The organism is Paraburkholderia sp. GAS199, from assembly GCF_050436585.1.
Classification (GTDB): Bacteria; Pseudomonadota; Gammaproteobacteria; order Burkholderiales; family Burkholderiaceae; genus Paraburkholderia.
This window is the reverse complement of sequence record NZ_JBNDMM010000007.1, coordinates 354,106-370,418: the sequence shown is the minus strand read 5'-3', so window position 1 is coordinate 370,418 and position 16,313 is coordinate 354,106. Positions and strand designations below refer to the sequence as shown.

At 64.2% G+C, this 16,313-nt stretch carries 17 protein-coding genes, 1 tRNA gene and 1 pseudogene; 10 read left to right on the top strand and 9 right to left on the bottom strand.

What is annotated here, in order from left to right; translation table 11 throughout:
* Positions 1 to 14: 14 nt before the first annotated feature.
* Positions 15 to 1,562, bottom strand: coding sequence for an efflux transporter outer membrane subunit (locus P3T18_RS26140; protein WP_429302845.1), 1,548 nt, complete (start codon positions 1,560 to 1,562; stop codon positions 15 to 17).
* 101 nt (positions 1,563 to 1,663) lie between these two features.
* The gene (locus P3T18_RS26135) at positions 1,664 to 2,101 is read right to left on the bottom strand and encodes a MarR family winged helix-turn-helix transcriptional regulator (RefSeq protein WP_429302844.1); all 438 of its coding nucleotides are present in this window, start codon (positions 2,099 to 2,101) and stop codon (positions 1,664 to 1,666) included.
* Between the two features lie 212 nt (positions 2,102 to 2,313).
* Here P3T18_RS26135 and P3T18_RS26130 point away from each other — a divergent pair.
* The 7 genes from P3T18_RS26130 to P3T18_RS26100 all read left to right on the top strand — a co-directional run bounded on the left by P3T18_RS26130 (position 2,314) and on the right by P3T18_RS26100 (position 8,510).
* Positions 2,314 to 2,398: transfer RNA gene (locus P3T18_RS26130), tRNA-Leu, on the top strand.
* Between the two features lie 186 nt (positions 2,399 to 2,584).
* Positions 2,585 to 3,649, top strand: a complete 1,065-nt coding sequence (locus P3T18_RS26125) for a LacI family DNA-binding transcriptional regulator (protein WP_429302843.1) — start codon at positions 2,585 to 2,587, stop codon at positions 3,647 to 3,649.
* 159 nt (positions 3,650 to 3,808) lie between these two features.
* The gene (locus P3T18_RS26120; protein ID WP_429302997.1) at positions 3,809 to 4,798 is read left to right on the top strand and encodes an ABC transporter substrate-binding protein; all 990 of its coding nucleotides are present in this window, start codon (positions 3,809 to 3,811) and stop codon (positions 4,796 to 4,798) included.
* Positions 4,795 to 5,619 (top strand): ABC transporter permease, encoded by an 825-nt coding sequence (locus P3T18_RS26115; RefSeq protein ID WP_429302842.1) that lies wholly within the window; start codon positions 4,795 to 4,797, stop codon positions 5,617 to 5,619. The genes P3T18_RS26120 and P3T18_RS26115 overlap by 4 nt, the downstream gene beginning before the upstream one ends.
* Before the next feature lie 44 nt (positions 5,620 to 5,663).
* The gene (locus tag P3T18_RS26110) at positions 5,664 to 6,593 is read left to right on the top strand and encodes an ABC transporter permease (protein WP_429302841.1); all 930 of its coding nucleotides are present in this window, start codon (positions 5,664 to 5,666) and stop codon (positions 6,591 to 6,593) included.
* A complete protein-coding gene (locus tag P3T18_RS26105) occupies positions 6,590 to 7,636 on the top strand; it encodes an ABC transporter ATP-binding protein (RefSeq protein WP_429302840.1) in 1,047 nt (348 codons plus the stop codon). Before P3T18_RS26110 ends, P3T18_RS26105 begins: the two co-directional genes overlap by 4 nt.
* Positions 7,637 to 7,682: 46 nt before the next feature.
* On the top strand, positions 7,683 to 8,510 hold the full coding sequence (locus tag P3T18_RS26100; protein WP_429302839.1) for a phosphodiesterase: 828 nt from the start codon (positions 7,683 to 7,685) through the stop codon (positions 8,508 to 8,510).
* A 12-nt stretch (positions 8,511 to 8,522) separates the two neighbouring features.
* Here P3T18_RS26100 and P3T18_RS26095 read toward each other — a convergent pair whose 3' ends face one another.
* Positions 8,523 to 9,008: a DUF2569 family protein gene (locus tag P3T18_RS26095; protein WP_429302838.1), complete on the bottom strand. Its 486-nt coding sequence runs from the start codon at positions 9,006 to 9,008 to the stop codon at positions 8,523 to 8,525.
* Between the two features lie 262 nt (positions 9,009 to 9,270).
* On the opposite strand from P3T18_RS26095, the gene P3T18_RS26090 reads away from it, so the two are divergent.
* The gene (locus P3T18_RS26090) at positions 9,271 to 10,464 is read left to right on the top strand and encodes an MFS transporter (RefSeq protein WP_429302837.1); all 1,194 of its coding nucleotides are present in this window, start codon (positions 9,271 to 9,273) and stop codon (positions 10,462 to 10,464) included.
* Between the two features lie 21 nt (positions 10,465 to 10,485).
* Here P3T18_RS26090 and P3T18_RS26085 read toward each other — a convergent pair whose 3' ends face one another.
* The 5 genes from P3T18_RS26085 to P3T18_RS26065 form a co-directional block, all read right to left on the bottom strand.
* The gene (locus tag P3T18_RS26085) at positions 10,486 to 10,935 is read right to left on the bottom strand and encodes a response regulator (RefSeq protein WP_429302836.1); all 450 of its coding nucleotides are present in this window, start codon (positions 10,933 to 10,935) and stop codon (positions 10,486 to 10,488) included.
* Entirely contained in the window at positions 10,935 to 11,567 is a 633-nt protein-coding gene (locus P3T18_RS26080) for a response regulator (protein ID WP_429302996.1), read from the bottom strand. The genes P3T18_RS26085 and P3T18_RS26080 overlap by 1 nt, the downstream gene beginning before the upstream one ends.
* A 237-nt stretch (positions 11,568 to 11,804) precedes the next feature.
* Positions 11,805 to 12,377 (bottom strand): ferritin-like domain-containing protein, encoded by a 573-nt coding sequence (locus P3T18_RS26075; RefSeq protein WP_429302835.1) that lies wholly within the window; start codon positions 12,375 to 12,377, stop codon positions 11,805 to 11,807.
* 113 nt (positions 12,378 to 12,490) lie between these two features.
* The gene (locus tag P3T18_RS26070; protein WP_075643714.1) at positions 12,491 to 12,652 is read right to left on the bottom strand and encodes a DUF1328 domain-containing protein; all 162 of its coding nucleotides are present in this window, start codon (positions 12,650 to 12,652) and stop codon (positions 12,491 to 12,493) included.
* A gap of 101 nt (positions 12,653 to 12,753) precedes the next feature.
* The gene (locus P3T18_RS26065; protein WP_429302834.1) at positions 12,754 to 12,930 is read right to left on the bottom strand and encodes a DUF1328 domain-containing protein; all 177 of its coding nucleotides are present in this window, start codon (positions 12,928 to 12,930) and stop codon (positions 12,754 to 12,756) included.
* Between the two features lie 106 nt (positions 12,931 to 13,036).
* On the opposite strand from P3T18_RS26065, the pseudogene P3T18_RS26060 reads away from it, so the two are divergent.
* Positions 13,037 to 14,662 (top strand): annotated as a pseudogene (locus P3T18_RS26060) (sensor histidine kinase); the annotation flags it as partial.
* Positions 14,663 to 14,909: 247 nt separating this feature from the next.
* Entirely contained in the window at positions 14,910 to 15,059 is a 150-nt protein-coding gene (locus tag P3T18_RS26055; RefSeq protein ID WP_429302833.1) for an entericidin A/B family lipoprotein, read from the top strand.
* 310 nt (positions 15,060 to 15,369) lie between these two features.
* Here P3T18_RS26055 and P3T18_RS26050 read toward each other — a convergent pair whose 3' ends face one another.
* On the bottom strand, positions 15,370 to 16,164 hold the full coding sequence (locus P3T18_RS26050) for a DUF4397 domain-containing protein (protein WP_429302832.1): 795 nt from the start codon (positions 16,162 to 16,164) through the stop codon (positions 15,370 to 15,372).
* Between the last annotated feature and the right edge of the window lie 149 nt (positions 16,165 to 16,313).

Sequence of the window (16,313 nt, the reverse complement as noted above, 5' to 3'; positions counted from 1 at the left end):
TGTCGCGCGACGCGTTAGCGCGCAGCGACGACGGGTGAGATATGCGCCGACGCTTCATCGGCGGCGTTGCGGTTGGCGCTGCCGGTGTCGGCGGCGTTTGCCGTGTCCGCTGCCGGCGAGGTGTCCGTATAGCCGCCGCCGAGCGCGGCCGCGAGCGCGATCTGCTGGTCGCGACGATTCATCTTCAGGTTCGCGACCTGCTGATCCGCTGCGAGCGCGGTGGTGTCGGCGTTCAACACCGTCAACTGGTTCGTGAGCCCGGCCCTGTATTGCGTGAGCGCCAGCTGGTCGGCGCTGCGCGCGGCTTCCTGCGCGGCCTGGGCGTCGCCGAGTTGTTCGTCGGTGGAGCGGATCTGCGCGAGTTGCGTCGCCACTTCCGATAACGCGGACACGAGCGTCTGGTCATAGGTCGCCACGGCGTAATCGAAGTCGGCGTAACGGCCTTTGAGTTGCGCGCGCAACTGGCCGCCGTCGAAGATCGGCAGATGAATCGCCGGTCCCGCCGAAGCCGTGCGGCTCGCCGCCGTCAGAAAGCGGCCGAAGCCGAACGCGTCGAGTCCGATGGCGGCGCTCAGGTTGATGTCCGGATAGAACTCGGCCTTGGCTTCCTTGACGTCGTGCGTCAACGCATCCACGCGCCAGCGCGCCGCGATCAGATCGGGACGGCGGCTCACCAGATCGGCGGGCAGGTTGTCGGGCAGACGCACCTCGTCGCCGATGCCGAGCGTAGGCCGCGCGATCGCCAGCCCGCGATCCGGTCCCGCGCCGAGCAGCGCGGCCAGCTGATAGCGGGTCGTGAGAATGCTGCCGTCGAGCGCGGCGAGACTGGCGCGGCTCGTGGCCAGGTTGGCCTGCGCGGTTTTGCGTTCGACCTGCGTGTCGAGACCCGTCGCGATGCGACCGGCCGTGATGCGATCGATCTGCTCGCGCTGCGTGACTTCCTGCTGCGCGATGTCGCGCAACGCGTACAGACGGGCGAGCTGGTTGTACGCGCGCGCCGTGGCGGACGTGAGCGACAGTTTGACGACTTCGGCATCGGCCTGGCTGGCCTGGAGTTGTGACAGCGAAGCCTTCAGCGCTTCGCGATTCTTGCCCCACAGATCGAGGTCGTAAGAAGCCGACAGCAAGCCCTTGCTCTCCGATTGCCAGGAACCGCCGTAGGGCGGCGGCACCAGCGCCGTGCCGGAGTACTGCTGACGCGTGAAGGAATAGGTCGCGCCGACCTGCGGCATCGTGCTCGCCTTCGCCGTGTCGCTGTAAGCCGCGGCCGCGGCAACGCGCGCCCGCGCCTGCTCGATCGACGGATTGCCCTTCAGCGCTTCGGCGAGCAGCGCCTTCAGCTGGTCGTCGCCGAACTGGTCGGCCCAGTCGGCGGCGGGCCAGTGACCGCCTTGCGCCGGAATGCTTTGCTGGGTCGCATAGGTCTGCGGCGACGCCATCTGCCGGTCGCTCGAAATGCCCGCGTAATTCGCGCACGCCGACAGCACCGCCGCGAACATCACCGTCACGCCCGCCTTCGCGATCCGCGATACGCCGGCCCGTCCGTTTAACTGTGATTTCATTTTCTGACCTGTCAGATAGTTGGGTAAAAAATGGGCTGCGGTGATGACGCGCAGCTTGTCTTTGTGTGTTGAGTTGCGTCGCTTGTTGCCGGTTTATTCGTTCATTCGCCGAGAAACTTGTAGAGCAGGCGCCGCAGTTCCTCGAACTCCGTCTTCGTGAATTTCTTCAGGCGCGCGTTGAGCACCACCGGCACGATGGCCGGCAAACGCGCCGCGATCGCCACGCCCTCTTTCGTGAGCTTCAGGTTCACCACGCGCCGGTCTTCCAGACTCCGCGAACGCTCCAGCAGGCCTTTGCGTTCCAGCTTGTCGAGCATGCGCGTCATCAGGCCGGTGTCGATACCGAGCAGCTTGGACAACTCGAACGGCGTGGCGGCCAGTTCGCGATGCATGGATAGCAGAATGCCCATTTGCTGACTCGTGATGTCGAGATCCTTCAAGGCATCGTCCATCTCGGCGATCAACACGTTGCGCGCCTTGTTGATGGCAAACCCGACGCTCTGCGTGGGATCGAAGCCCTCCGACGTGTAGTGATCCATCTGCGCCTCCGTATTCAATGACAGGCATAATATCTGCAAAGTCAGATATTATCAAAATTAGATTTTTCGAAGAGCGTTTTAGGGAAAACCGATTACGGGGGCGGATACGGCAACCGCCGCCGCTTTGCGGCACCGTTTCGGGCCCGCTGGCGGCGGTTTGGAAGGCCCGCGGGGCAGTGGTAGAATTCGCGTCCACATGCGGTCCGACCCCTGCCGGGGTGATGAAATTGGTAAACATAGCGGACTTAAAATCCGCCGCTTCACGGCTTACGGGTTCAAGTCCCGTCCCCGGCACCATGCAACGTTCCCGCAGCCTCCCTCATTAGCCTGTCACGAATCATCGAGCCCTCCGCGCGCAGCGCCGGGGGCTTTTCGTTTTGCGCGCACCTCTGCCCGCTCTCCGACACTTTCGCCACGTCATTTGGAAGTCACAAAGCTTCCCGATAATCCGCTCACGAAAACGTTTACACCCGAGCGGAAAACATGATCCCGACGATCAAGGATGTCGCCGCCCACGCGGGCTTCTCCATCGCCACGGTCTCGCGCGCGATCAACGCGCCGCATACCGTGAATCCCGTCACGCTCGAAAAGGTGCGTCAGTCCATCGACGCGCTCAACTTCCGCCCGAATCCACTCGGCCGCCAGTTGCGCGGCGAGCGCACCCGGCATATCGGCGTGATTCTGCCGACCATCGCCAACCCGGTGTTCGCGGAGTGCCTGCAAGGCATCGACGAACTCGCTTCGGCGCAAGGCTACCGCCTGATGCTGATGACCACCCAGTACGACGCCGATCGCGAACGTCATGCCATCGAAACGCTGCGCCAGCATCGCGTGGAAGGTCTGATCCTGACCGTGGCCGATGCCGACACGCACCCGCTGCTCGACCAGCTCGATCGCGACGGCCTGCTCTACGTGCTGATGCACAACGACACCGTGCGGCGTCCGTCGGTCTCGGTCGACAACCGGCTCGCGGCCTTCGACGGCGTGCGCATGCTGATCGCCCACGGCCACCGCCGCATCCTGATGTTGGCCGGCACGCTGGCCGCTTCGGACCGCGCCCGTCAGCGTCATCTCGGCTACGCCCAGGCGATGCAGCAGGCCGGCCTCACGCCGCTGCCCGCACTCGAAATCGATTTCAACGCAGAAGAACTCGCCCCCTCGGTGCTCGCGCATCTGACCAGCGGACCGAACCGGCCCACCGCCCTCTTCTGCAGTAACGACCTGCTGGCGATGGTGGTGATGCGCGGCCTGCGGCGCGCACGCATGCAGATTCCGCACGACATGTCGATTCTCGGCTTCGACGGTCTGTCGATGGGCGAACTGCTGTCGCCGCCGCTCGCCAGCGTGTGTGCGCCGAATCGCGAGATCGGCTGCGCGGCATGGGCGCGGCTGATCGCGCGTGTCAACGGCAACTACGATTCGCCGGGCGTCACCTCGCCCTCGCTGATCCTGCCGCACAGCCTGCGCGAAGGCGCCACCATTGCCGCGATTTCGAATCGCAGCGACGACGGCGCGCGCGTCCCGGCACAGGCGTCACCCGCCGCGTAGTCCAGTTTCTCTGCTCCATTTACTTCGAACCCCGAAACAACTGCACGCTTCCTTTCCAGGAGACCCGTAGTGATCCGCTCATCAACACGTCCTGTCCCGTCGATGGCACCGCTCTGGCGCCGCCTCGTTCGCACCACCGGCGCCGCGCTGTCCGCCGGCATGATCGTCACTGCCGCGTTCGCCGCACTGGCGCCGCAAGCCGCGTACGCCGACGAGACCGCCATCTGCTACAACTGCCCGCCCGAGTGGGCCGACTGGGCCAGCCAGATCAATGCGATCCAGCAAAAGACCGGCATTCGCGTACCGTTCGACAACAAGAACTCCGGCCAGTCGATCGCGCAATTGATGGCCGAGCAGAAAAGCCCGGTCGCGGACGTGGTGTATCTCGGCGTGTCGTCGGCCTTCCAGGCGAAAGACAAAGGCGTGATCCAGCCATACAAGCCTGCGCATTGGGACGACATTCCCGCGAACATGAAGGACCCGCAAGGCTACTGGTTCTCGATTCACTCGGGCACGCTGGGCTTTTTCGTCAATAAGGACGCGCTCGAAGGCAAGCCGGTGCCGCGTTCGTGGGCCGACCTGCTCAAGCCGGAATACAAGGGCATGGTCGGTTATCTGGACCCGTCGAGCGCATTCGTCGGTTATGCCGGTGCAGTGGCGGTGAATCAGGCGCTAGGCGGCACGCTCGACAACTTCGAGCCGGGCCTCGACTGGTTCCGCAAGCTCAAGGCCAACGCGCCGATCGTGCCGAAACAAACGGCCTATGCGCGCGTGATGTCCGGCGAAATTCCGATCCTGCTCGACTACGACTTCGACGCCTATCGCGCAAAATACAAGGATCACGCCAACGTCGAATTCGTGATTCCGAAGGAAGGCACGATCTCGGTGCCGTACGTGATGAGTCTCGTGAAGGGCGCGCCGCACGAAGCCAACGGCAAGAAGGTGCTCGACTTCGTGCTGTCCGACGAAGGCCAGAAGCTGTGGGCCGAGGCTTATCTGCGTCCGGTGCGCGCCAATGCCATGAGCCCGGAAACCGCCGCGAAATTCCTGCCCGCCAGCGACTACGCACGCGCCAAACCGGTCGATTTCGGCAAGATGGCGGAGAAGCAGTCGAGCTTCGGCGAGCGTTATCTACAGGTGATGCATTGAACGACATCACGTTCCCGCTGCGCTGGCGCATCGCATTGATCGCGCCGGCGCTGGCGGTTTTCATCGCGTTCTGGCTGCTGCCGATGGGAGCGCTCGCGCAGATCAGCGGCAACGGTCACGCGTTCGAGACGTATCGCGCCATGCTCGTCAATCCGCGCTACATGTCGAGCCTCGGCGCAACGGTGCTGCTTTCCGCCGCCGTCACCGCCGCCACGCTGGTGCTCTCGGTGATCGCCGGTCTGCTGCTCGCGCGCCGTGAGTTTCCGCTCAAACGCACCCTGCTCGCCCTGCTCACGTTTCCGCTTGCGTTCCCCGGCGTGGTGGTCGGCTTCATGGTCATCATGCTCGCGGGACGCCAGGGTCTGATCGGCGCGCTCTCGCTGAAACTGACCGGCGACCGCTGGGTCTTCGCGTATTCGATGAGCGGCCTCTTTCTCGGCTACCTGTACTTTTCGATTCCGCGCGTGATCGTCACCGTGATGGCCTCGGCGACCAAGCTCGATGCGTCGCTGGAAGAAGCCGCGCGTTCGCTCGGCGCGTCGCCGTGGCGCATCACGCGCGACATCGTGTTGCCCGCGCTGTCGCCCGGTCTGATTGCGGCGGGCGCCGTGTGCTTCGCGACCGCGATGGGCGCGTTCGGTACGGCCTTCACGCTCGCCACCGACATCGACGTGTTGCCGATGACCATCAACACCGAGTTCACGCTCAACGCCAACATGGTGACGGCCGCCGGCCTGTCGATCGTGCTCGGCATCGTGACGTGGCTGGTGCTGGCCCTCGCCCGCAGCGTGAGCGGCTCCGCGGTCGCGGCAAGCGCATGAGCATGACGATGCACGGCATGTCCAACCCCGACGACGAACCTCCGATGAACTCCATTCCCACCCCGGCGCCGACCGCGACGCAAGCCCGCTTGCGGCTCAGGCTGCCCACCCTGCGCTCATGGCTCGCGGCCGGACAATGGGCCGTGACGCTGTTGCTGTGCGCGTTCCTGATCGTGCCGGTCGTGATGTCGATCATGGCCGGGCTGACGGTCAACTACTTCAAGGGCGTATCGAGCGGGCTCACGCTGCGCTGGCTCGTCGAAGTGTGGACGCAGTATCACGACTCCGTGTTCCTCTCGCTCGAAGTCGCCGCGGCCACGCTGCTCGTCACGCTGTTGACGGGCGTGCCGGCCGGCTACGTGCTGGCGCGCAGCAAGACGCGGCTCTCGCGCGTCATCGAAGAATTTCTCGTGCTGCCAATCGCGCTGCCGGGTCTCGCTTCCGCGCTCGCGCTGCTGGTGGTGTACGGCGGCTTCACGATGTTTCGCATGAGCGTGGCGTTCATCGTGGTGGGACACGTGGTCTTCACGCTGCCCTTCATGGTGCGCGCGGTGGCCGCCGTGTGCGCGAGCAGCGATCTGCGCACGCTCGAAGAAGGCGCGGCCAGTCTCGGCGCGAGCTTCATGCAGCGTTTCGTGACGATCGTGCTGCCGAACGCGCGGCCCGGCATCGTGGCGGGCGCGCTCGCCGTGCTTACGCTCTCCATCGGCGAATTCAATCTCACCTGGATGCTGCATACGCCCGATACGAAGACGCTGCCGGTCGGCCTCGCCGACACCTACGCGTCGCTGCGCATCGAAATCGGCAGCGCCTACACGATCCTGTTTTTCATCATGACGATGCCGCTGCTCGTCGCCATGCAATGGCTCGGCGTCGATGCGACGGGCCAGCGCAGCGTGGCGAAAAAGCGCGCGGTTTCAACCTCCTCCAAGTCCGAACCGAAGTCCGTTCCGAAGTCCAACATCCCGTCATGAAACTCGCTTCCGTTCCCATCACGCTGACGCAATGCGCGAAAACGTTTCGCGGCACGCGCGTGCTCGAACCGCTCGATCTCGAGATCGGCGCCGGTGAAACTCTGGTGCTGCTCGGACCGTCCGGTTGCGGCAAGACCACCACGCTGCGCATGATCGCCGGCCTCGAAACACCGGACGCAGGCGGCCGCATCGCCTTCGGCAACGACGACGTCACGGCGCTGCCGATCGAAAAGCGTCAGGTCGGCATGGTGTTCCAGAGCTACGCGCTGTTTCCGAATCTGACCGTGCGCGGCAACATCGGCTACGGCCTGAAAATCCGGCGCGTGCCGGCGCAAACCGCCCGTCAACGGGTCGACGAACTGCTGGCCATGATGCGCCTTACCACGCACGCCGACAAACCGATCGACCAGCTTTCCGGCGGTCAGCGCCAACGCGTCGCACTGGCGCGCGCGCTCGCCGTGCAGCCGCGCGTGCTGCTGCTCGACGAACCGCTCACCGCACTCGACGCGCGTTTGCGCGACACGCTGCGCAGCGAAATGAACACCCTGCTGCGCGAACTCGGCATCACCACGGTCTACGTGACGCACGATCAGGCCGAAGCGATGGAACTCGGCGACCGCATCGTCGTAATGAGCGCGGGCCGCATCGAGCAGATCGGCACGCCGCGCGACATTTACTATCGCCCCGCCAATCGCACGGTCGCGCAGTTCGTCGGCACCATCAACCGCCTGAGCGGCGAGCAGCGCAACGGCGTGCTCACGACCACTGGCGGCGCCGTGCCGCTGCCGCTCGGGCGCGCACGCACGGGTCATCTGCACGAGTTTTTCTTCCGCCCTGAAGACGCGTATCTCGCCGAGCCGGCCGCCGCGCATCTGCGCGGCACGGTCGAAAGCACGGCGTTTCTCGGCGAACGCACACGCCTGACGATTGGCGGCGCCGCGCCCGACGCCTTGCTGATCGACGTGGCCGGACGCGTGGAACTCGCGCGCGGCACGCCGGTGGGCATCTCGATCGCGCAGGACGCGCTGATTGCGCTATCGTAATGAAGCCGCGCCGTATTCCGGCGCGCAAAAAAGAAAGGACATCCCCATGCTGCTAGCTCAAATCAGCGACCTGCATATCAAACGGCCCGGCGCGCTCGCGTATCGCCGCGTCGACACGGGCGCCTATCTGGTTCGCACGATTGCCGCGCTCAATGCGCTCGTGCCGCGTCCCGACGTCGTCATCATGACCGGCGATCTGGTCGATCAGGGCGATCCGGAACAGTATGAACATCTGAAAACCCTGCTCGCGCCGCTCCAGATTCCGTATTTTCTGCTGGTCGGCAATCACGACGAGCGCAACGCGTTGCGCGCCGCTTTCCCGGATCGGGCGGAATTGAAAAGCGGCGGCGAGTTCGTGCAGTACGCGGTCGATGTCGGGCCGTTGCGCCTGATCGCGCTCGACTCGATGGTGCCCGGCCAGAGCGCCGGCAATCTGTGCGACGCGCGTTTGACGTGGCTCGCCGCGCAACTCGACGCCGCGCAGGGCAAGCCGACGGTGGTGGCGTTGCACCATCCGCCGTTCGTGTGCGGCATCGGTCATATGGACGAACTGCGCCTCGCGCCGCCCGCCGCCGACAAACTCGCCGCGCTGATCGCGCGTTATCCGAACGTGGAACGGGTGATCTGCGGCCACGTGCATCGGCCGATGTTCGTGCGCTTCGGCGGCACGATCGCCTCCGCGGTGCCCGCGCCCGCGCATCAGGTGGCGCTCGATCTGCGCGACGACGCGCCGTCCGCCTTCATGATGGAGCCGCCTGCGTACGCACTGCATCGCTACGATGCGGCCACGGGCATCGTGACGCATCACGCGTACGTGGACGTCGCCGACGGCCCGTATCCGTTTTACGAACCCGAAGGCGATCTGATCGACTGACGGTGCCTGCGCTCAGCGTGTGAGAAACGTGTCGCGCACGCGCCGGGCGCAACGGAAATACGGTATGCCGATTACGGCGGCGGCCAGCGCCTGCAGGAAGCCGTCGAATGGAATCGCGATCTCGATGCCGATGGCGTGCGCCATGAAATCGCCGAGCAGCCACGCCATCGTCCGCATCACGACGATGGCGAGCAGCCACACCTGAACCTGCCGCGGAAACCGCGCCGAACGACGCCACATCAGCAATAACAGCCACCCCGCCCCGCCGACGATAAACACGCCGGTCATCACGTCGATTGCCGTCAACAGCAGCACCACGCGAAACCAGCCGTGCGTCTCGGGACGCAGGAAGACGGCGAGCAGCTCCCATTCGATCATCAGTTTCACCGGATCGCGCAACGTGAGCGCGGTGATCGCCGCCCATGCGGCGAGGGCGAATAGCGCGAGGCGCAGCGAGCCGCGAATGGGCGGCGATTCGAGTTGTGTGGCGTGGGTCATGGAGTCGGTTGCGCGGGCGGTGACGCGATGAGTCGCGTGGATTGGCGTGGATTGGCGTGAAGGGGGATCGAGGTCACATCGGGACAACATCGAGGTGCCCTCGAGGGGCGCGCCGATTCTACGAACGTCGCCCGATCCGCCATCTCATATTCGCCGCACAGCGCTCGCGTGGTCCGTGACGGTCAGCACGATCGGCCCTGCTCCGGTATGATCGGCACGCTTGAGGACCGCGCATGGGCCGGTCCGTCGACGATGCCCCCACATGTCCACCTCTGACGCTTCCCCCGCCGCCACCGACCGGTCGTTGCGCGGCCTGTTGTTTCTGCTCGCCACGATCGCGGGCGTGTCGGTTGCCAACATCTATTACAACCAGCCGCTGCTCGACAATTTCCGTGGATCGTTTCCGCACAGCGAGTCGTGGGTCGGCGCCGTGCCGGCCGTCACGCAACTCGGCTACGCCGCCGGCATGCTGCTGCTCGCGCCGCTCGGCGACCGTTTCGACCGCCGCCGTCTGATCCTGTTGCAGATCGCCGGCATGTGCGTCGCGCTGGTGGTGGCAGCCGCCGCGCCGACGCTCACCGTGCTGATCGTCGCGAGTCTCGTCATCGGCGTGCTCGCCACGATCGCGCAGCAGGCCGTGCCGTTCGCGGCCGAGCTGGCGCCGCCGTCGCAACGCGGTCACGCCGTCGGCACGGTGATGAGCGGCTTGCTGCTGGGCATTTTGCTGGCGCGTACCGCTTCCGGGCTGATCGCCGAATACTTCGGCTGGCGCGCCGTGTTCGGCGCCTCGGTGGTGGCGTTGCTGGTGCTGGCGGTGGTCATCATCCTGCGTCTGCCGAAAAGCCAGCCGACCTCGACCCTGCCGTACGGCAAGCTGATGGTGTCGATGTGGCATCTGCTGGTCGAACATCGCGCGTTGCGCGAAGCATCGTTGACCGGCGCCGCGATGTTCGGCGCGTTCAGCATCTTCTGGTCCGTGCTCGCCCTGCTGCTGGCGGGCGCACCGTTTCATCTCGGACCGCAGGCGGCGGGCCTGTTCGGCATCGTGGGCGCGGCGGGTGCGATGGCGGCACCGCTCGCCGGCAAGTTCGCCGACCGTCGCGGACCGCACGCCATCATCACGCTCTCCATCGCGCTGGTCGCCATTTCATTCGTGGTGTTCGGCTTTTCCGGCAAGAGCATCGTCGGCCTGGTGATCGGCGTGATCGTGCTCGACATCGGCGTACAGGCGGCGCAGATTTCCAATCAGTCGCGTATCTACGCACTCAAGCCGGATGCGCGCAGCCGCGTGAATACCGTGTACATGGTGGCGTATTTCATCGGCGGCACGGCCGGCTCGGGTGTGGGCGCCGTCGTCTGGCCGCTATTCGGATGGATTGGCGTGAGCGTGGCCGGTGTGGTGTTCGCCGGACTGGCCGCGTGGAATCACCTGACGCCGCGACCTGGCCACGCCTGATTCCAGGTCATGCCGCGGCGCTCAGCGCGCGCCGCGCGCGTAGGCGTAATCGTGCAGTGCGTCGATCACCCGGTCGAATTCGAACGACTTGTCGTAGAAGTGCCGCACGCCGTACTGTTCGCACCGCTCGCGATACGCGGGCAACGCGTGATTCGTGAGCACGGCGGCAAACACGGAGTCGATCAGGCCTTCGCGCTGCAAATAAGCCAGCACCGGCACGCCCGAGCCCTGCTTCAGTTGCAGATCGACAATCACGGCATCGAACGCCTCGTCGCTCAACAACGCGATCGCCTGGTCGGCGGAATCCGCGTAGGCGGCGACGCGCAACATGCCCGACGCGTCGATCGCTTCGACGAGACTGCGGCGAATCAGCGGCGAATCCTCGATCAGCAGCACGCGCAACGGAGCGCGGCTGGCTGGCTCGGCAACAGATTTCGGTTCGCTGTTCATCGGGATATCTCGATCGTCCATTATTCGATCAAGCCGTTCTTGATCGCGTAATAAGTCAGATCGGCATTATTCGCCAACCGCATCTTTTCGAGCACGCGAGCACGGTACGTGCTCACTGTTTTCACCGACAGATGCAGTTCCTCCGCAATCTCCGTCGGAATCTGTCCGGCGGCGAGCTTGCAGAAGATCTGGAACTCGCGCTCCGAGAGCGCTTCGTGCGGCCTGCCTGCGGCTGGCTTGTCGAGATTGTCGGCAAGCGTGTCGGCCACCGCTTCGGACAGGTAACGGTGACCGCGCGCCACCGCGCGAATCGCCCGCACGATCTCGTCAGGCTCGCAATCCTTGTTCAGGTAACCATTCGCGCCGGCGCGCAGCAGATTGATCGCGTACTGGCTCTCCGGATAACCCGACAGAATCAGCACGCCCTGCTCCGGGCGCACCTGCTTGATGACGCGCAAGGTATCGATGCCGTTTTTATCGGGCATCGCGATGTCGAGCAACACCACATCGAACGCCTGCTCGCGCACGAGGCTGATGGTTTCGTCGCCGGTAGCGGCTTCCGCCGCGACGCACATGTCGGGTTCGTCGGCGACGAATTGTTTGAAACCGCCTCGGACGATCGCATGGTCGTCAGCTATCAGCACTCGAATCATCGGTTTGGTGTCCGCGCAATGGAATGGCTCCAGAACGCCTATTGTAATGATCGCCGCGATGACCGCTACGGTCGTGACGGCCATCGTGAAGGCGTGGCCCGCTCCGGCCAGCCGACATGCGCCAGCCACGGCTGCTCGTCACGCCGCGCGCGCCATTCGCGCGAGACGGCGCAAGCGGCCCGGATTCAAACTTTCCCAGACCTCTTCGCGCGTCTGCGCGCAGCCGGCACGATGCGCTTATTCGCGGCCTTCGAGCAGGTCGGCCATGTCGTCGGCATGCTCTTCTTCGACCGCGAGAATTTCTTCGAACATGCGGCGCGTGGTGACGTCTTTCTCGCCGAGGTAATGCACGATTTCACGGTAGGTATCGATCGCGATACGCTCTGCGATCAGATTTTCGCGAATCATGTCAGTCAGGTTCTCACCTTCCTGATACTCCGAGTGCGAACGCGTCTTGAGGCCGTCCGGCGCAAAATCCGGCTCGCCGCCGAGCTGGACGATGCGTTCCGCGATGCGGTCGGCGTGTTCCTGCTCTTCGGTGGCGTGTTCTGCAAATTCAGCGGCCACGGCTTCGGAATTGATGCCCTTGGCCATGAAGTAATGCCGCTTGTAACGCAGCGTACACACGATTTCCGTGGCCAGCGCGTCGTTCAGCAGCTTCAGAACCGTTTCGCGGTCTGCGCCATAAGACTGCGTAACCGGACCGTCGGACATGTGCTTGCGTGCATCCGCACGGATCTTCTCGATGTCCATTACGAACGGATCGCTGACCTTCGGCGCTGCGACCTGGGCGCTTGATGACTTCGCCATTGAATTTCTCCTTTATCCGGTGTTGGGGGGGAGTCAGGCATCACGCACAAAACGCGCCTGACACCTCGTCACGAGTGAAAGAACGCTAGAAACCGCGCTGTTACGTTCGGCTTCTACGTTCGGAACACGCCCAGCAGCAACGTGACGACGAACACGACGAGGAAGATATAGAACAGAATTTTCGCGATTTCGGCAGCGCCGGCCGCGATGCCGGTAAAACCGAACACCGCGGCAATGATCGCGATGACGAAAAAGACGACGGCATAGTGAAGCATGGCGACTCTCCTGAATTAAGGTCGTGGCAGTCTTGCCGGCATGGCGCGTCGCGCTTGCAAGACTGTGCAAAAAAGCGCTTGGGTCACGGTGACTCGCTTCGCTAGTCCACTATTTTCTTCGTCACGACAAAGCCGAGCACGAGGAACACCACGCACAGAATCACAAACACCACGAACAGGAACTTCGCAATTGCCGCAGCGCCTGCGGCCACGCCGGTGAAACCCAGCAGACCGGCGATCACCGCCACGACAGCAAAAATCAATGCCCATTTCAGCATGATGGCTTCCTCCGGAAAATTGATTGAACGGTCGAGTCCATCCTATCCATCCGCAGGCGTGGGCGCATTCCGACGCTCGCCGGTTTTCGTGTGAGAATCCGCTTACATTGGGTTACGGCAGCCATACGTCGCGAGACCGGACGCCCGCCAAACAACGTTTATCGGCGTTCATCGGCGTGCCGCCGGGCGTTACACTGTTGCCCGAGTCGAGGAGCCGAGCGTGCCTAACATGTCAACTGCGAAGTCAACAGCGATACCGGATGCGTCGAACATCCAGAAGCCGCCCGACGCCGCGCGCCTGAGCGACTGGATGCGCAGCCGTAGCTGGGCGATCGCCATGACGGTCGCGATCGTCATCACCGTGGGCGGCCTCGTGATTCTCGAAACCGCGCGCGAGCGGATCGCCGCCGAATACGAAACCGCGCTCGAAGCGCGCGACGTCACCGTGCAACTGAGCACGCTCGCCAATCAGCTATCGCGTTTGAGCGCCTATCAGAGCGACTTTCTTCTGACGAAGCAGGACACGGCGGCGCAGGGCTTTTGCGCGACGGCCGTGCGCATCCGGCAGAGCGAACAGCCGCTGAGCCGCTTCTATCATGGCGGCAAGGCGGACAGCGCCGAACTCGCGAGCTTCACGCAAATTCTCGCGCTGATCGAAGCGCGCATCGGCGCCGGCGCGGCGCAGTTGCAAAGCGCCGCCACCCATCCGCTCGATCTGTCCGCCTGCACGGGCGCGGGCGTCGCCGGCGTGGCGAGCGCCACCGGTCCCGCCGACACGAGCCTCGTGGACAGTACGCTCTCGCTGCTGCGCGACAACGAAGAACGCCGCGCGCAACACGCACTCGACGCGAGCCGCGCCGACCAGCGCATTTCCACCTTGTGCGCGGCGGGTCTCTCGGCGCTGAACATCGTGCTGTTCATTCTGCTGTTTCGCAATCTCGGCATCCAGATCGACCGGCAGGCGCGCGTGCAGCGTCAGCTGATCACGCAGCAGGAAGGCCTCGACCAGCTCGTCAACGAGCGCACGCGTCAGCTCGAAGCGCTCGGCTGGCATTTGCAGGCAGTGAGTGAAAACGAGAAAACGCAGCTCGCGCGCGAACTGCACGACGAACTCGGCGCGATTCTGACCGCGAGCAAGATGGACGTCGCATGGGCGCGGCGCAAGCTGAAAGACAGCGAGCCGGACATCGGCGAAAAGCTCAAACGCGCGCTCGACAATCTCGATCAGGGCATTGCGCTCAAGCGCCGCATCATCGAAGACATGCGCCCGACCGTGCTGGCGAATTTCGGGCTCGTCACCGCGTTGCGCACGCTCGCCGACGACGCCGCGCAGCGCAACGGCTGGGCGCTGGAACTGCACCTGCCCGCCGACGACATCAAGCTCGACGAGCAGACCGAGATCGCGCTGTTTCGCGTCGCGCAGGAGTCGCTCACGAATGCGGCGAAGTATGCGCGCGCCTCGAAGGTCTCGATCGGTCTCGAAGTGGGCGACGATCAGGTTGCACTGCATATCGCCGACAACGGCGTAGGCATCATGCCGGCCGATCTGAACCGCACGCACACGCACGGGCTGCTCGGCATGCGTCAGCGCGTCGCCGCGCACGGCGGCCGCTTCGATATCCGTCGCGGCGTGCCCAACGGCACCGACATCGACGTCGTGATGCCGAGCGTCAGCACCGCCACGCCTTCCGTCGATCTGCCCACGGCCACGCCGTCGCGCAGCGCCGTGTGAATCCACAAGGCCATGTGCAGAATCGCGGCGCGGCCTTTGCTAGAAAGCATGTAGGACTGCGCCGACGCAAACACCGGAGCACGCCTACATGAAAATCGCAGCCCAGCCGACAGCGTCGCCCGCGCCCTTTTTTTAACATGCAATCAGACCGGTCGACTGGCGCAAGCCCCGGTCGGACGACGATAGCTAGCGCGCGCCGCGGCAAACGGTGCGTCAACCGATGCATTTCTCGACAAGGAGAACTCTCATGAAACGACTGATCGCTATGCTTCTCATTGCTGGGACGGCCATTGCAGGAACGGCTGCACTCTCAGGTTGCAACACGATGGCAGGTGCCGGCCAGGATATCTCGAAGGGCGGCGACGCGCTGTCGAACTCGGCGGAAAAAGCCAAGTAAATCGCCGGACGTTGATCGAAGCGGGACGCCACGCCGTCTCGCGAGCATGATCTCCAGACCCGTCGCGGGAAACCGCGGCGGGTTTTTTTCGTGGGGCGTGAGAGTTGCGTGCAGCACACTTGAGTTAAGGCGGATGCTCGAGCAGGCATGCGCAAAACGGTTTGACCCGTACAGAGAAAAACCGCGCAAAACAAAACGGCGACCCACTCGCGTGGATCGCCGCTCCGTCCTCCCCAGGACGTTCTGCCGAAAACGGGCCTGCCGCGCGTCGTTGCGCGAGGCCCGCTTTTCAGCGGTTTTTATGTGCCGCTTACTGGCCTGTCAGCGTGTTCGTCAGTTCGATGCTCGGCGTGCCCGTGTTGCCGTTCTGCGCGATCAGCAGGTGAATCTGGCCCGGCACGAGCTGGCTCAGCGCGCCGCCGAACGGCACCGTCGTGATGATCCAGTCCGCGTTGTTCGACAGCGTGAAAGCGGCCGACTGGAAGATCGGCGTCTTGCTGCCGGCTGCCGTCGCGATCAGCACGTAGTCGCCGCCGGACACGTAGATGGAATCCTGTCCGCTCGCTGGCACGGCGTTCTTGAAGCCGACGGCCGACATCGTCGGATTGGCGGCCGTGATGTTCGTGTTGCTCGACTGCACCAGATAAAGGTCGAGGTTATTCGCGTTGGCCGACGCGTTGAACGCGCGCAGACGTGCGTTGTTCGAGAGCAGGCCCTTGTCGAACGGGTCGTCGATCAGGCCGATGTCCGTACCTGACAGACCCGGCAACGCGAGCACGGTGTATTCGTGACCCTTCGCGACATTCGGGAAGCTGCCGCTCGCGAGCGCGGTGGTCGTGCCGGTGGCGGCATAAGCGACGGTGGTCGCGCCGGTGTTGATATTGGTGAGGTTCGTCACGCCTTTATAGCTGATGTTCGTCTGTCCCGACGGCGCGGTTCCGTTGACGAGAAAGTCGACAGCCGGGCCACTCGGAATGGCGTGGATGAAATGGATCTCCGGATTGGTCAGTCCGAGTTCCTTGCCTACGTCGTCCGAGCCGCCTCCGCATGCGCTCAGTACCGACGCAACGCCAATCACAGCCGCCATGGTTCGAATCATTTTCATTGTGCTCACCTGTATCGATATCGGGTTCTCGACCCGTTGATTTTTCGAGCGTCCCGCTTCGGACATCCGGACTTCGGGCCGGTTATAAACCGGCCTGAAACGGCTCTCCGAAACAGAACGTGCCCTCCTTATCCCTGCCGCACATCGCG